General features: G+C 66.7%; 12 protein-coding genes and 1 rRNA gene. All 13 read left to right on the top strand.

Annotation, left to right across the window (positions count from 1 at the left end; genetic code table 11):
- The first annotated feature begins 2 nt into the window (after window positions 1-2).
- Window positions 3-503 carry an LPS-assembly lipoprotein LptE gene (locus K320_RS0115360; protein WP_024539707.1) on the top strand — a complete coding sequence of 167 codons (501 nt, stop codon included), beginning with the start codon at window positions 3-5 and terminating at the stop codon, window positions 501-503.
- Window positions 504-523: 20 nt separating this feature from the next.
- A complete protein-coding gene (holA, locus tag K320_RS0115355) occupies window positions 524-1570 on the top strand; it encodes a DNA polymerase III subunit delta (RefSeq protein WP_024539706.1) in 1047 nt (348 codons plus the stop codon).
- A gap of 59 nt (window positions 1571-1629) precedes the next feature.
- A complete protein-coding gene (locus K320_RS0115350) occupies window positions 1630-2469 on the top strand; it encodes an NAD-dependent protein deacetylase (RefSeq protein WP_024539705.1) in 840 nt (279 codons plus the stop codon).
- 115 nt (window positions 2470-2584) lie between these two features.
- A complete protein-coding gene (locus K320_RS0115345; protein WP_024539704.1) occupies window positions 2585-3415 on the top strand; it encodes an SDR family oxidoreductase in 831 nt (276 codons plus the stop codon).
- Window positions 3416-3469: 54 nt separating this feature from the next.
- Window positions 3470-4792, top strand: coding sequence for a glutamate-5-semialdehyde dehydrogenase (locus K320_RS0115340; protein ID WP_024539703.1), 1323 nt, complete (start codon window positions 3470-3472; stop codon window positions 4790-4792).
- Between the two features lie 17 nt (window positions 4793-4809).
- A complete protein-coding gene (gene trkA, locus K320_RS0115335) occupies window positions 4810-6297 on the top strand; it encodes a Trk system potassium transporter TrkA (protein WP_024539702.1) in 1488 nt (495 codons plus the stop codon).
- Between the two features lie 15 nt (window positions 6298-6312).
- Window positions 6313-7779, top strand: a complete 1467-nt coding sequence (locus K320_RS0115330; RefSeq protein WP_024539701.1) for a TrkH family potassium uptake protein — start codon at window positions 6313-6315, stop codon at window positions 7777-7779.
- A 47-nt stretch (window positions 7780-7826) separates the two neighbouring features.
- Window positions 7827-9095, top strand: a complete 1269-nt coding sequence (gene gshA, locus K320_RS0115325; protein ID WP_024539700.1) for a glutamate--cysteine ligase — start codon at window positions 7827-7829, stop codon at window positions 9093-9095.
- Between the two features lie 53 nt (window positions 9096-9148).
- Complete coding sequence (locus K320_RS0115320; protein WP_024539699.1) at window positions 9149-11020, top strand: potassium transporter Kup; 1872 nt, start codon at window positions 9149-9151, stop codon at window positions 11018-11020.
- Window positions 11021-12910, top strand: a complete 1890-nt coding sequence (locus K320_RS0115315) for a potassium transporter Kup (RefSeq protein ID WP_024539698.1) — start codon at window positions 11021-11023, stop codon at window positions 12908-12910.
- A gap of 22 nt (window positions 12911-12932) precedes the next feature.
- The gene (locus K320_RS0115310) at window positions 12933-14117 is read left to right on the top strand and encodes a benzoate/H(+) symporter BenE family transporter (protein WP_024539697.1); all 1185 of its coding nucleotides are present in this window, start codon (window positions 12933-12935) and stop codon (window positions 14115-14117) included.
- Between the two features lie 11 nt (window positions 14118-14128).
- Window positions 14129-15079, top strand: a complete 951-nt coding sequence (gene gshB, locus K320_RS0115305) for a glutathione synthase (RefSeq protein ID WP_024539696.1) — start codon at window positions 14129-14131, stop codon at window positions 15077-15079.
- A 303-nt stretch (window positions 15080-15382) separates the two neighbouring features.
- Window positions 15383-15446 (top strand): 16S ribosomal RNA (locus K320_RS0115300); the annotation flags it as partial.

The following is a 15446-nucleotide window of genomic DNA, read 5'->3' as shown; positions in this document are numbered from 1 at the left end:
TGATGCATCGCCGCGCGCTGTTTTCCCTCGCAGCCACCGGTCTGCTTGCTGGCTGCGGCTTTCACCTGCGCGGCGCGCCGGATTTCGCCTTCAACTCGCTCTACGTGCCCGCCAGCGGAACCTCGCTGAACAAGGAAATGATCCGCACGCTGCAAGGCGCCGGCGGTCATCTGGTGCTCATCACCGACGCCGCGCAGATCCATCAGGCCGAGGCGCAGTTGGAGCTCTTTGGCGAGCAGCGCTCGCGCACCGTGGTGGGCCTGACCACCGCCGGCCAGGTGCGCGAGCTGCAGCTGGGCCTGGTCGTGCACTTTCGCCTCAAGGACAAGCACGGGCGCGAGTGGGTGGGCGATACGCGGCTCTCGCGCACCGAGGACGTGAGCTACAACGAATCCGTCTCGCTCGCCAAGGAGTCGGAAGAGGCGCTGCTCTACCGCAACATGGCGACCGACCTGGTTCAGCAAATCGTGCGCCGTCTGGCGGCGGTGAAGGCGCCGCGGTGACGGCGGCCTGAGGATCGCCCGTGCAGCTTGCATTGAACCAGCTTGAAGGGCACCTGGGCAAAGGCCTCAAGCCGCTGTATGTGCTGCATGGCGACGAGCCGCTGTTGCAGCAGGAGGCGCAGGACGCCATCCGCGCCGCCGCGCGCGCGCGGGGCTACGGCGAACGCAGCAGCTACACCGTGCAGGGCGCGCATTTCGACTGGAGCGCGGTGCTGGCCGCCGGCGGCAGCCTGAGTCTGTTTGCCGACCGCCAGATCATCGACATCCGCATCCCGAGCGGCAAACCCGGCAAGGAAGGGTCGGCCGCCCTGCAGCAGATCGCCGCCAGCGCGCAGGGCAACGATGGCGTGCTCACGCTCGTGAGCCTGCCGCGCCTGGACAAGGCCACGCGCGGCAGCGCCTGGTTCGCCGCGCTGGAAGGCGCGGGCGTCGGCATCGCCATCGAGCCCATCGCCCGCGAGCAGCTGCCTGGCTGGATTGCCACCCGCCTGGCAGCGCAAGACCAGCGCGTGGCCGGCGGCGTGGAGGGCCAGCACACGCTGCAATTCTTTGCCGATCGCGTGGAAGGCAATCTGCTGGCGGCGCACCAGGAGATTCAGAAACTTGCGCTGCTCTATCCGCCCGGCGAGCTCTCGGCCGCGCAGGTCGAATCGGCGGTGCTCAACGTTGCGCGCTACGACGTATTCCAACTGAGCGAGGCCGTGCTGGCGGGGCAGTTGCTGCGTGTGCAACGCATGCTCGACGGCCTGCGCGCCGAGGGCGAGGCCGAGGTGCTGGTGCACTGGGCCCTGGCCGAGGACATCCGCCAGCTCGCGCGCGTGCGCGCGGCGATGGACGCCGGCAAGCCGCTGCCGCTGGCGCTGCGCGAGGCGCGCGTCTGGGGCAGGAAGGAGCGCCTGTACGAACGCCTGCTGCCGCGCCTTGGCGGCCGCCAGGCGGCGCAACTGCTGCTGGCCGCGCACCGGGTGGACGGCATCGTCAAGGGCCTGAAGGCGCCCGGCTGGCCGGGCGACCCGTGGCAGGCATTGCTGCGCCTGGCCATGCAGACGGGCCGGCTGGCGCGCTGAACAAGGCGGTGGTGCCTGTGGCGGTCGGCAATCAATGGCTGGAGTGAGCGGCTTGCGTCATGCCGGTTGACATGTGTGCACTCGCCGACTTCATCCGCCGCCACCCGCGCCTGATGGTGCTTAGCGGCGCCGGCTGCAGCACGGAAAGCGGCATCCCCGACTACCGCGACCACGACGGCCAGTGGAAGCGCCCCGCGCCCATGACTTACCAGGTCTTCATGCGCGAGCCGGGCGCACGCCAGCGCTACTGGGCGCGCTCCATGATCGGCTGGCCGCGCATGGCGGCCAGCAGGCCGGGGCCTGCGCACGTGGCGCTGGCGCAGCTGGAGGCGGCAGGGCATGTGCCACTGCTCGTCACGCAAAACGTGGATGGCCTGCACGATGCGGCCGGCAGCCGCCGGGTGCTGGACCTGCACGGCCGGCTCGACACCGTGCGCTGCCTGGCCTGCGCCGCCACCCTGCCGCGCCACGATCTGCAGCAAAGGCTGCAGGCGGCCAATGGCGGCTGGCTGCGTGCGCATCTGCCGCGGGACATCGCCACCGCGCCCGATGGCGATGCGTATCTGGAGGGCCTGGATTTTTCCGGCTTTCAGGTGCCGGCCTGCCCGGCCTGCGGCCATGGCGTGCTCAAGCCGGACGTGGTGTTCTTTGGCGAAAGCGTGCCGCGCGTGCGGGTTGATGCGGCCATGGCGGCGCTGCGGGCGGCGGATGCGCTGCTCGTCGCCGGCTCCTCGCTCATGGTGTATTCGGGCTTTCGCTTCGCCCGCGCCGCCGCCGAGTGGAGCAAACCGATTGCGGCGGTGAATCTGGGCCGGACGCGGGCAGACGAATGGCTGGCGCTCAAGATACAGGCGCCGGTGGGCGCCGCGCTCACGGCGCTGGTGGCGGCCATCGGCTAGTGGCCGGCGGCATCTGACATTCCGATACATCCCCGCGCGTGCAGGTGCTATGTTCAGCGCGCTGCGGTGCGCAGGGCGCGCACCGCGAAGGCCACCCATCCCAGGAGACGGCGACATGCCATCCACGGTACTCATCACCGGTTGTTCGTCCGGCATTGGCGCTGCCACGGTGCAGTGCTTTGCAGACCAGGGCTGGAACGTGGCGGCGACGCTGCGCAAGCCGGCGCAGGCGCGGTTCGGCCAGGGCCGCGGCTGCGTTGAGCCATTCGCGCTCGACGTGACCGATCAGGCCTCGGTGGATGCGGCGGTGGCGCAGGCCACCCAGCGCTTTGGCCGCATCGACGTGCTCATCAACAACGCGGGCTACGGGCTGTTCGGTCCGTTCGAGACCGCCACGCCCGCAGCCATCCGCAGACAGTTCGCCACCAATGTGGAGGGCGTCTTTGCCGTCACGCGCGCGGTGCTGCCGGGCATGCGCGCGCAGGGCAGCGGGGTGCTCATCAACATCGCGTCGCTCACGGGGCTGGTGGCGATGCCGCTGTATTCGCTGTACGCGGCGTCCAAGTACGCGGTGGTGGGGTTTTCCGAGTCGCTCAGCCACGAGCTCGCGCCGCTGGGCATCCGCGTGAAGGTGTTCGCGCCGGGGGCGGTGGCGACGGATTTTTCGGGCCGCTCGATGGTGCGCACCTTCGAGAGCGACGGCGGGCCGTACGCCGATTCGATCGCCAAGGTGCAGGCCACGTTTGCCACCAACCGTGCCAGCGGCGGCGCGGCCTCGTCGGCGGAGCAGCTGGCGCAGGCGCTGTACGGCGCCGCCACGGATGGGAGCGGCCAGGTGCGCTACGTGGTGGGCGCCGACGCGCAGCAGGTGATGCAGATGCGCCAGCAGATCGGCGACGAGGCGCTGCTGGCGGGGCTGCGCCAGCGCTTCGGGCTGGCGGCCTGAGCGCCGCGGCCGCGGCGTCTGCCGGTGCGCTGCCGATTGCGTCAAAATCCGGGCATGAATGCCCTGAACATCGCCGAATACACCGAATCGCTGGGCCTGCAGGCAAAACAGGCTGCAGCGCTTATGGCGTCTGCGTCAGCAGCTATCAAAAATAAGTCTTTGCTGGCGCTGGCGCGGCTGCTGCGCGAAAACGGCGAGCCACTGGCGCAAGCCAATGCGCAAGACCTGGCGCAGGCCGAGGCCGCGGGGCTTGCCGCGCCCATGGTCGATCGCCTGCGCCTCACGCCCAAGGTAATCGAGACCTGCGCACTGGGCTGCGAGCAGCTCGCGGCGATGCCGGACATCATTGGCGAAATCATCGGGATGAAGCAACAGCCCAGCGGCATCCGCGTGGGCCAGATGCGCGTGCCTATCGGCGTGTTCTGCATGATTTACGAAAGCCGCCCGAACGTGACGATCGAGGCGGCGAGCCTGTCGATCAAGAGCGCCAACGCGGCCATCCTGCGCGGCGGCTCGGAGGCCATCCATTCCAACCGCGCGCTGGCCGCGCTGGTGGTGCGGGCCTTGGCCGAGGCCGGCTTGCCCGAACAGGGCGTGCAACTGGTGCAGACCACGGACCGCGCGGCGGTGGGCCAGCTCATCGCCATGCCGCAGTATGTGGACGTCGTGATCCCGCGCGGCGGCAAGGGCTTGATCGAGCGCGTCAGCCGCGAAGCGCGCGTGCCGGTGATCAAGCACCTGGACGGCAACTGCCACAGCTATGTGGACGACCCCTGCGACATCGCGCTCGCGCTCAAGGTGGTGGAGAACGCCAAGACGCAGAAATACAGCCCCTGCAACGCGACCGAAAGCCTGCTGGTGGCGCGCGGCGTGGCGCGGGAATTCCTGCCGCGCATGGCGGCCGTCTTCGTCGCCAGGGAGGTGGAGATGCGCTGCGACGAGGAGGCAGCGGCATTGCTGGCGCCCGCGCATCCGGGCAACGACATCGTCAAGGCCTATGCGTCGATGAGCACGAAGAAATACGTCAAGCGGGCGCAGGAGCCCGACTGGTCCGAGGAGTACCTCGCGCCCATCATCAGCATCAAGGTGGTGGCGGGGCTCGATGAAGCCATCGCGCACATCAACCGCTACGGCAGCCACCACACCGATGCCATCCTGACGACCGACCACAGGCATGCGCAGCGCTTTCTGCGCGAGGTGGATTCGGCCAGCGTGATGGTCAACACCAGCACGCGCTTCGCGGATGGCTTCGAGTACGGCCTGGGCGCCGAGATCGGCATCAGCACCGACAAGTTCCACGCCCGCGGGCCGGTGGGCATCGAGGGCCTGACCTCGCTCAAGTGGGTGGTGCTGGGCGAGGGCGAGGTGCGCGGCTGACCGCGCGCCGCGGTGCGATGAAGATCATCATCGTCGGCGCCGGGCGCGTGGGCACGGGCGTGGCCGAGAGCCTGGTGTCGGAGAAGAACGACATCACGGTGATCGACAGCGACGCCGAATGCCTGCGCGAGCTGCAGGACCGCATGGACCTGCGCGGCGTGGTCGGCAGCTGCACCGACCCGCAGGTGCTGGCCGAGGCCGGCGCGCGCGATACCGACCTGCTCATCGCCGCCGCATCGCAGGATGAGGTCAACCTGGTGTGCTGCAAATTGGCCTGGATGCTGTTCAGCATCCCCACGCGCATCGCCCGCGTGCGCGCGCAGGGCGAAGGGTTCGAGGACGACAGCGCGCTGATGAGCAAGGAGGGCTTCGCGGTCGATCACGTCCTGTGCCCGGAGAATTCGCTCACGCGCTACATCGGCCTGCTGGTGGAGCACCCCGAGGCGCTGCAGGTGCGCGAGTTCGCGGGCGGGCGCGCCTGCCTGGTTTCCGCGCGTGCACGCCACGGTGCGCCGGCCGTGGGCATGCAGGTCAAGGCGCTGCGCGAGCAGATGCCCGAGGTGGCGATGCGCATCGTCGCCATTTACCGCCGCTTCACCGATGGGCCGGACCGCTTCGTGCCCTGCGACGGCGCCACCTTCATCGAGCCCGGCGATGAGGTGTTCGTTCTGGCGGGGCGCCAGCGCGTCGCGCAGGTGCTGGCGGCGCTGCACCGTCCGGAGGGCCAGTCGGCCAGGCCGGTGCGCCGCATCATGGTGGCTGGCGGCTCCAGTGTCGGCGAGCGCCTGGCGCAGGAGCTCTCGCGCCAGGCCGGGCGCTTTCACATCCGCATCATCGATGACGACGCCGGGCGCTGCGAGCAGCTGGCGGCGCGCGTGCCCGAAGGCGTGCTGGTGCTGCATGGCGAGGCATCCGATGAAGACCTGCTGGCCGAAGAGGGGGTGGAGGAGACCGACCTGTTCCTGGCGCTCTCGGACGACGACGAGGACAACATCATGGCCTGCCTGCTGGCCAAGCGCATGGGCGCGCGCCGGGTGCTGGCGCTGATCAACCGCCACAGCTACGCCGACCTGATGCATGGCACGCAGATCGACATCGCGCTCTCGCCCGCGCAGACCATCCTGGGCGAGCTGCTCACCTACGTGCGCCGCGGCGACGTGCAGGCGGTGCACAGCCTGCGCCGCGGCGTGGCCGAGGCGCTGGAGGTGGTGGTGCGCGGCGACCGCAAGAATTCGCGCGTGGTGGGGCGGCGCGTGCAAGACCTGCCGCTGCCGCCGGAGGTGCATATCGGCCTGATCGTGCGCGGCCTGCCCGACCCGGACGCATCGCCGCCCGTGGAAGGCGAAGCATCGCCGCCGCAGGCACCGCGGGGCGAACCTGAAATCATCATCCCGCGCAGCCACACGGTGCTCGAACGCAACGACCATGTGGTGTTCTTCCTGCCGCGCAAGCGCCTGGTCAAGGAAGTGGAAGAGTTGTTCCGCGTGCGCGCCACATTCTTCTGACCGGCCCGCTCCAGCATGAAGGATCTGGCCCTTGTCGCGCGCGTGCTGGGCATGCTGTTGTGCATTTTTTCCGCGGCGCTGCTGGTGCCGCTGGGGATCTCGCTGGCCTGGGATGACGGCCTGTGGCGCATCTACGCGGTTTCCGGCTTGTTCATTGCGGCCGTCGGCGCGGGGATGTGGTGGTGGCTGCGGCGCCAGCACCGGGACATGCTGCCGCGCCACGGCATCATCCTGGTGACGCTGTCCTGGCTGCTGCTGCCCTTGGCGGCCAGTCTGCCGCTATGGCTGGCACTGGCGGATGTCGGCAAACCCCTGTCGTTCACGCACATTTACTTCGAGGCGGTCTCGGCGCTCACGACCACGGGGGCGACGGTGATCGAAGGGCAGGATGGCTTGCCGCTCTCGCTCAATGTCTGGCGCACCTTTCTGCAGTGGATCGGCGGCATGGGCATCCTCATCATGGCCATGGCGGTGCTGCCCATGCTGGGCGTGGGCGGCAGCCAGTTGTTCCGCGCCGAGGCCGCCGGGCCGATCAAGGACACCAAGCTCACGCCGCGCATCACCGAGACGGCCAACGGCATGTGGAGCGTGTACCTGGCCATCTCGACCGTCTGCGCACTCGCCTTCTGGGCAGGCGGCATGAAACCCATGGACGCACTGATGCACATGTTCACCACCATGAGCCTGGGGGGGCTGTCGCCGCACGACGCGAGCTTTGCGTACTTCAACTCGCCGCTGCTGGAAGGCATCGCGGTGCTGTTCATGGTGCTGGCCAGCTGCAATTTCACGCTGTACTTCGTGGCGCTGCGCAAGCGCAAGTGGTTCGCGCTGTGGCGCGATCCGGAGGCGCGCGCCACGGTGCTGGCGCTGCTGGGCGGCGGGCTGCTGGTCTCGCTCATCCTCTGGGTCAAGGGCGTGTACGCGCCGCTGGAGGCCTTGCGCTACGGCATGTTCCACACCGTTTCGGTGGCCACCACCACGGGATTTGCGAGTGTGGACTATCCGCACTGGCCGGTGTTCGTGCCGGTGTTCCTGCTGCTGCTCTCGGGCGTGGCGACCAGTGCCGGCTCCACGGGGGGCGGCATCAAGATGGTGCGCATGCTGATTCTGGTCAAGCAGGCCCGCCGCGAACTGCGCCGCCTGGTGCATCCGCACGCCATGCAGCCGGTGGTGCTGGGCGGCAGCGTGGTGGACAACCGCATGATCTTCTCGGTGCTGGCCTTCATGCTGGTCTATGGCGCGACGGTGATCGTGCTGTGCATGGCGCTGCTGCTGACCGACGTCGACCCGCTGACGGCGTTCTCCATCGTGCTCTCCAGCGTGAACTGCACGGGCACCGGGCCCGGCACCCTGGGTGTGGATCTGAGCTACACCCAGCTGAGCGATTTTCAGGTGTGGATCTGCACCCTGGGCATGCTGCTGGGGCGGCTGGAAATCCTGAGCTTCGTGGCGCTGCTGTCCCCGGCATTCTGGCGACGCTGAATCCGCTTTCTACAATGCCGCGCTGAACCACGAGACGAGATACCCGCATGGTCCCCCACCTCATCACCGCGCTGACCGGTCCGATCAATGAACTGGAGCAGCGCATGCTCGATGCGATGCCCGCGATCGAGCGCTGGTTCCGCCTTGAATGGATGGAGCACACGCCGCCGTTCTACACCTCGGTCGATCTGCGCAACGCGGGCTTCAAGCTCGCGCCGGTGGACACCAGCCTGTTCCCGCACGGCTGGCACAACCTCACGCCGGAAATGCTGCCGCTGGCGGTGCAGGCGGCAATGGCGGCCATCGAGAAAATCTGCCCCGAGGCGCGCAACCTCCTGATCATTCCGGAGAATGGTTTGCGCGGGCCGGGCGATCTGGCCGACGTGGCGCAGCTGCAGCGCATTTTCAATCTGGCCGGGCTGAACGTGCGCGTGGGCTCGATAGACCCGGAAGTGAAGAAGACCGCAGGCTTCGACCTGCCCGATGGCGCCAGTGTGCAGGTGGAACCTGCGCTGCGCCTGCGCAAGCGGGTGGGGCTGAAAAATTTCGACCCCTGCACCATCCTGCTCAATAACGAACTGGCGGCGGGCGCGCCGGGCATCCTGGAAGAACTGTACGAGCAGTATCTGCTGCCACCGCTGCAGGCGGGCTGGACGGTGCGCAGGCGCAGCCGGCACTTTCAGAGCTATGAAGAGGTGGGCAAGCGTTTCGGCAAAATGCTGGGGATCGATCACTGGCTGATCCATCCGATCAGCGCCAGTGCCGAGGCCGCAAAGGGCAAAGGCAAGGAGCTGGAGCAGTTGCGCGCAGCGGTGGATACGGTCATCTCCAAGGTGCGCCGCAAGTACAAGGAATACGGCATCAATGAGAAGCCGTTCGCCGTCATCAAGGCCGATGATGCGAGTGACGAGGCCGGCGTGGCGTTGTTGCGCGATGCCCGGGACGTCGAGGTGCTGGCGGCCGAGGGGCGCCTGCCCCAAAGCGGGCACTGGCTGGTGCAGGAAGGGGTGCTGACGCAGGAGCGCGTGCACGAGGCCGTGGCCGAGCCGGTAGTCTACACCATGGACCGCTACGTTGTCGGCGGCGTCTATCGCGTGCATGCCCAGCCGGACACGGCCGAAGGCGCGCGCGTGCATGGCGCCTGTTACGTGCCGCTGGCGTTCGAGCACAGCACCCATCTGCCGCAGCCTGGCGTGCGTCCCGGCGCGAGCGCTCCCAACCGGTTCTACATGTATGGCGTGGTGGCGCGCCTGGCAATGCTTGCCGCGAGCTACGAACTCGAAGCCACGGACCCGGAGATGCAGGAACTCGCCTGAGTCTCCGGCCTTTCGGGCGCACAATGGCGCCCCCGCACCTCGCGTCCATCCGCATGTCCGATTCGCGCTCCTCGCTGCCGACGCTGATGGTGGGCGCCATTGGCGTGGTGTTTGGCGATATCGGCACCAGCGTGCTCTATACCGTCAAGGAGGTCTTCGGCAGCGGCCACGTGCAGTTCACGCCGGGCAACGTGTATGGCGTGCTGTCGCTGATTTTCTGGACCTTGACCATCGTCGTGTCGGTCAAATACGTGGCGCTGGTGCTGCGCGCCGACAACAACGGCGAGGGTGGCCTGGTGGCGATGCTCACGCTGGCATCGGGCGCGGTGGCCGACAAGCCCGTGCTGCGCCGCCGCATGCTGCTGGTGGGCATCTTTGGCACCTGTCTGTTCTACGGTGATGGCGTCATCACGCCCGCCATCACCACGCTTGGCGCCATGGAAGGCCTGCAGGTCTTTTCGCCGGCGCTGGGCGACTATGTGATCGAGCTCACGCTGCTGGTGCTGCTGGCGCTGTTCCTGGTGCAAAAAAAAGGCACGGCAGGCATTGGGCGGTTTTTCGGCCCGGTGATGCTGCTGTGGTTTGCCGTGATTGCGCTGCTGGGCGTGCTGCAGATCTGGCACCACCCGCAGGTGCTCTGGGCGGTATTGCCCATCCATGCGTTCAAGTTCGCGCTGCACGCGCCGGGGGTGACCTTCATCATTCTGGGGGCGGTGGTGCTGTGCGTCACCGGCTGCGAGGCGCTGTATGCCGACATGGGGCATTTCGGCCGGCGTCCGATCCGCCTGGCCTGGTTCTGGATCGCGATGCCGGCGCTGGTGCTCAACTATTTCGGACAGGGCGCGCTGCTGCTGGCACGCGGCAAGGCGGTGGTGGACAACCCCTTCTTCCATCTGGCGCCCGCCTGGGTCACGCTGCCGCTGGTGGTGCTGGCGACAGCCGCCGCGGTGATCGCCTCGCAGGCCTTGATATCGGGCGCGTTCAGCGTGACCAAGCAGGTGATCCAGCTGGGTTTTCTGCCGCACCTGAAGATGGATCACACCAGCGTGCGCAACCTCGGGCAGATTTACATGCCGCTGGTCAACTGGGGGCTGTTCGCGATGATCGTGCTGGCGGTGGCGATGTTCCGCTCGTCCAACAACCTGGCGGCGGCCTACGGCATCGCGGTGACGACGGACATGCTGATCACCACGGTGCTGACCTTTTTCGTGGTGCGCTACGCCTGGAAGATGTCGCTGGTTCTGACGCTGGCGGTCACCGGGCTGTTTCTCACGGTCGATCTGTTGTTCTGGAGCTCCAACCTGCTCAAGCTCCTGCACGGCGGCTGGTTTCCGCTGGCGATCGCGGGCACCGTCTTCATGCTGATGATTACCTGGCGCGACGGTCTGGAACTGCTGCGCCGCGCGTTGCAGGCCACCGCGCTGACGCTGGAGGATTTTCTTGAATCGCTGTTTGTCGCGCCACCCACGCGGGTGGAGGGCACGGCGGTGTTTCTCTGCGCCGACCCTGCCATCGTGCCCAATGCCTTGCTGCACAACCTCAAGCACAACAAGGTGCTGCACGAGCAGAACCTGTTTGTGAGCGTGCACCAGCATGAGGTGCCGTGGATCGGCATGGAGAAGCGTGTGCAGATCGAGGCGCTGGGCCATGATTGCTGGCGCGTGGTGCTGCACTACGGCTTCAAGAACGATCCTGACTTGCCCAAGGCACTTGGCCTGCTGGCAGGGCGCGGCGTCAATCTCGATCCCATGAGTACCAGCTATTTTCTGTCGCGCCACATCGTCGCGCCGGGCCTCGCCACCGGTCTGGCGCCATGGCGGGAAAAGCTTTTCGCCTACATGCACCACAGCGCCACGGCTGCGGCCGAATACCTCAATCTGCCGAGCAATGCCGTGGTCGAACTGGGATCGAAAGTGGAGATCTGAATGCCCGGTCGCCCTGAACGACGCTCCGGCACCCTGGCGCTGTCCATCGGCGCCGTCGGCATCGTCTTCGGCGACATCGGCACCAGCGTGCTCTACGCCTTCAAGGCGGCGCTTGGCGCGTCTGGCGCGCCGCTGTCCGAGGCCCAGGTGCTGGGCGTGGTCTCGCTCTTCATCTGGGCGCTGATCGTCATCGTGGCGTTCAAGTACGTGGCGCTGGTGATGCGCGCCGACAACCATGGCGAGGGCGGCATGATGGCGCTGCTGGCGCTGGCCTCGCGCGCGGCCGATGCGGCCGGCCAGGGCCCGCGCCTGCGCGCCGGCGTGACGGTGCTTGGCATGTTCGGCGTCGCGCTGTTCTTTGGCGATGGCGTCATCACACCGGCGATCTCGGTGCTGTCGGCGGTCGAGGGCCTGGAGATCGCCACCCCGGCGGCCAGGCCCTACGTGATCCCGATCACGCTCGCGGTGCTGGTGCTGCTGTTCATGGCGCAGCGTCGCGGCACGGGCCAGATCGGCCACCTGTTCGGGCCGTTGATGGTGCTGTGGTTCGTCGTGATCGGCGGGCTTGGCGCGCGCCAGGTGTGGGCGCACCCACAGGTACTGTCGGCGCTGTCGCCGCTGCATGCGCTCACTTTTGCAGCGGCCAACCTGAAGATCGCCTTCATCACCCTGGGCGCCGTGTTCCTGTGTCTGACGGGCGCGGAGGCGCTATACGCCGACATGGGCCACTTCGGCAAGCGGCCGATCCGCCTGGCCTGGTTCGTGCTCATCATGCCGGCGCTGATGCTCAACTACCTCGGCCAGGGCGCGCTGGTGCTGCACGACGCGGCGGCCATTGAAAACCCGTTCTACCGCCTGGCGCCGCCGTGGGTCCTGATCGCCCTGGTGGTGCTGGCCACCGCGGCCACCGTGATTGCCTCGCAGGCGCTGATTTCGGGCGCGTTCTCGGCCACCAAGCAGGCGATCCAACTCGGCTTTCTGCCGCGCATGGTGATCGTGCACACCTCGCTGCGCGAGCTTGGGCAGGTGTATGTGGGCATCACCAACTGGCTGCTGCTCGCCGGCGTGGTGCTGGCGGTCGGCCTGTTTCGCAGCTCGGACAACCTGGCGGCGGCCTACGGCATCGCCGTGAGCCTGTTGATGGTGATGACCACGCTGCTCACCTATCTCGTGATCCGCCAGGGCTGGCGCCTGTGGGCGCCATTGGCCGTGGGCGCGACGGTGTTCTTCCTCGCCATCGACCTGGTGTTCTTCAGCTCCAACGCGCTCAAGGTGGTGGACGGCGGCTGGTTCCCGCTGCTGATCGCCGGGCTGATCTACGTCGTGATGTCCACCTGGAAGCGCGGCCATGAGCTGCTGGGCCAGCGCATGCGCGCGCAATCGATCGATCTTCAGTCCTTCCTCGACGCCGTCTTCATCGCCCCGCCGCCGCGCGTGGCGCGCACGGCAGTGTTCATGGCGCCGGTGGCCGGCGTTGCGCCCGCCGCGCTGATGCACAGCCTCAAGCACTTTCAGGTGCTGCACGAGCGCATGCTGTTCGTCACCGTCGTGAGCCACGAAGTGCCGTGGATCGGGCTCGATGAGCGCGTGCGCGCGCAGGCGCTGGGGCACGACTGCTGGCAGGTGAGCGTGAACTACGGCTTCAAGAACGATTTCGACATTCCGGCGGCGCTGGAACTGCTGCGCACGCAGGGCTGCGCGCTCGACCCCATGACCACCAGTTACTTTCTGTCGCACGCCATCGTGCTGCCGCACGCCGGCGGCGCCATGGCGCCGTGGCGCGAAAAGCTGTTCGCCGCCATGCGGCAGATGGGCTCGACCGCGACGGTGCAGTTCCTGAACCTCCCGGGCAATGCTGTGGTCGAGCTCGGCGCCCAGATCGAAATCTGACGGTGTTGGTCACAATCTTCAAATGCAATTTTTCCGTGACGTGAGCTTTTCGGCGGCGAGCGCAGGCTTTGTCGCCACATTGGTGGGCTTCACCAGTTCGGTGGCGCTGGTGTTCCAGGCCGCACAGGCCTTTGGCGCATCCGAGGCCGTGATCGCCTCGTGGATGTGGGCGCTGGGCTTGGGGATGGGCCTTGCCACCGCCATCCCTTCGCTCATCCTGCGCAAGCCGGTGATGATCGCCTGGAGCACGCCCGGTGCGGCGGTGCTCGCCAGTGCCGGCCTGGGCTTTGATCTGGCGCAGGCCACGGGGGCCTTCATGGTGTCCGCGCTGATGGTTGTCTTGGTGGGCGCCACCGGATGGTTTGAACGCGTGATGAACCGAATTCCGATGGCCATCGCAGCGGGGCTTCTCGCGGGCGTGCTGGTGAACTTTGGCATGGCCGCTTTCAGTGCCGTGCAGGCCGCGCCACTGCTGGTGCTGGCGATGCTGACGACATACCTGCTGAGCAAACGCTGGCTGCCGCGCTATGCGGTGCCGCTCACCTTGCTGGTGGCTGTCGCAGTGGCTGCGGCTCAGGGCGGCATCGCCTGGTCAAAGGTGGCGTGGGATTGGGCGGTGCCCGTCTGGACGACGCCGCGCTTTACCTGGCAGGCGGCAGTGAGTGTGGCGCTGCCGCTGTTTGTCGTCACCATGGCCTCGCAGAACATGCCCGGCGTGGCGGTCATTCGCGCGACTGGCTACCAGATGCCGATCAGCCGCATCATCAGCATGACCGGCCTCGCCACCCTGGTACTTGCGCCGTTTGGCGGCTATGCCTTGAACCTGGCGGCCATTACGGCCGCCATCTGCATGGGGCCTGAGGCGCACCCTGATCCGGGGCGCCGGTATGCGGCGGCTGTCATCAATGGCCTGCTTTACGTGCTGGTCGGCCTGTTTGGCGCCGCCGTTGCTGGTTTGCTGATCGCCTTTCCCAAGGAGTTGGTGGCGGCCATCGCCGGACTGGCGCTGCTTTCCACCATAGGCGGCGGGTTGGTCGCCGCGCTGCGGGACGAGGTGCATCGCGAGCCAGCGCTCATCACCTTTCTGGTCACTGCCTCTGGCGTTGCCCTTGCCGGCATCGGCTCCGCGTTCTGGGGCGTGGTTGCGGGCAGTGCGGCGCTGTTTGTGCAACAGTATGGGCGACCGCGTACTGCCGTACGCTCTTGAGAACTTGCACCATGAACTTGCTTTACGTTGCCGATCCACTCGAGCATTTCAAGATTTACAAAGATACGACCTTCGCCATGATGCGCGAAGCCCAGCGACGCGGGCATCGCATCGCGGCCTGCGAGCCGTGCGACCTGCACTGGCAGCGAGGTGGCGTGGTGCAGGCGCGCGTGCGGTGGATTGAACTCAGCGGCGGTGGGCCCGAGTGGTTCACCGAGACGACGCTGGAGACCGCAGCACTCAAGGACTTCGACGGCGTACTGATGCGCAAGGACCCGCCGTTCGATGCGGAATTCATCTATGCCACGCATCTGCTTGAACAGGCGGAGCGTGAAGGGGCGCATGTCTTCAATCGCCCCGCGGCGCTACGCGATCACCCTGAAAAACTCGCCATCATGGAATGGCCCCAATTCATCGCTCCGACGCTGGTGACACGCTCGGCACAGGAGATTCGGCGGTTTCATGATGAGCACCGCGACATCATTCTGAAGCCCCTGGACGGCATGGGCGGCATGGGCATCTTTCGCGTCCAGGCAGATGGCTTGAACCTCGGCTCCATTATTGAAACCTTGAACAAAGGCGGTGCGCAGACGGTGATGGTGCAACGCTATTTACCCGAGATCGTCGATGGAGACAAGCGTGTGCTGGTCATCGGCGGCAAGCCAGTACCGTACTGTCTCGCGCGAGTGCCGCAGGGCAACGACATCCGAGGCAACCTGGCGGCTGGCGCCAGGGGAGAGGCGCGCCCACTCACTGCGGCTGATCGCGCTACCGCCGAGGCGATGGGCCCCACTCTCGCACCGCGCGGATTGTTGTTGATCGGTCTGGACATCATCGGTACGCACATTACGGAAATCAACGTCACCAGCCCGACCTGCTTTCAGGAAATCACCGAGCAGAGCGGCTGCGACGTCGCCGCCCTGTTCCAGGATGCGCTGGAAGCGGCGATCAAGGCATTTTGAATTTTCCCCTCAACTTCTTGCGCGGTTCGTAAAAACGGGTATACAATGCAAGGCTTCGCTGATCGCAGCGCTTCTTTGCAAGGGATGCTCCCGGACTTGATCTGTGGGGTTTTTGTGGGGGAGAAGGGATCGTTAACAAGTTACAGCCGATAAGCGTGGGCGTTTGGTGGTGCTCCTGGTGAGTGCCTGCTGGGCTCGTCCTTTGGGATGGGTCTGAAACAAACGCTCATGGAGATAGAAGTGAAGTTCACTTCAATTCCGTTTTTATGAGTGAGGTCGCAAGACCTTAAATTTAACAAGATCGAACTGAAGAGTTTGATCCTGGCTCAGATTGAACGCTGGCGGCATGCCTTACACATGCAAGTCG

It is taken from the genome of Comamonas badia DSM 17552 (assembly GCF_000484635.1).
GTDB classification, from domain to species: Bacteria; Pseudomonadota; Gammaproteobacteria; order Burkholderiales; family Burkholderiaceae_C; genus Comamonas_C; species Comamonas_C badia.
This window is presented reverse-complemented; position numbering and strand designations above follow the sequence as displayed.